This window comes from Pelomicrobium sp. G1 (assembly GCF_051905455.1).
Taxonomy (GTDB): domain Bacteria; phylum Pseudomonadota; class Gammaproteobacteria; order Burkholderiales; family UBA6910; genus Pelomicrobium.
This window is the reverse complement of record NZ_JBQACR010000126.1, coordinates 1-408: the sequence shown is the minus strand read 5'-3', so window position 1 is coordinate 408 and position 408 is coordinate 1. Positions and strand designations below refer to the sequence as shown.

Genomic DNA, 408 nt, shown 5'->3' with positions numbered 1-408 from the left:
CTCTCCCCCGGGCAGTCCCTGGCCCTAGTCGCCACCACCGGCGTCGCGGCCGCGGCGGCCGGCGCTTTGCGGTTGGGGCGTCCGCGACTGGGCGTCGCCCTCCTCGTCCTGGTCATCGCCGGCGCCGCGGGACTGCCGGACGGGCTCACGCGGCTCGCGCTCTCCGAGTACAAGCCCCTCGTCCAGGCGCTAAGCGTCCAAGGCGCGCGTTTGGACTTCGAGACCTCGTCCCCCTTGGGCCTGGTGAGCGTGGTGGAGAATTCCGCGGTGCCCCTGCGTCACGCGCCCGGGTTGTCCCTGAATGCGCCCCATGGGCCCCCGTCCCAGCTTGCGGTGTTCATCGACGGGGACGGGCCCCACGCCATCGACCGCTTCGACGGCGGGCGCGAGTCCCTCGAATACCTGGAC

Annotated in this window: 1 pseudogene; it reads left to right on the top strand. The window is 72.8% G+C overall.

Annotated features, from left to right (window positions below):
* Window positions 1-408 (top strand): annotated as a pseudogene (locus ACTFO6_RS17805) (SAM-dependent methyltransferase); the annotation flags it as partial.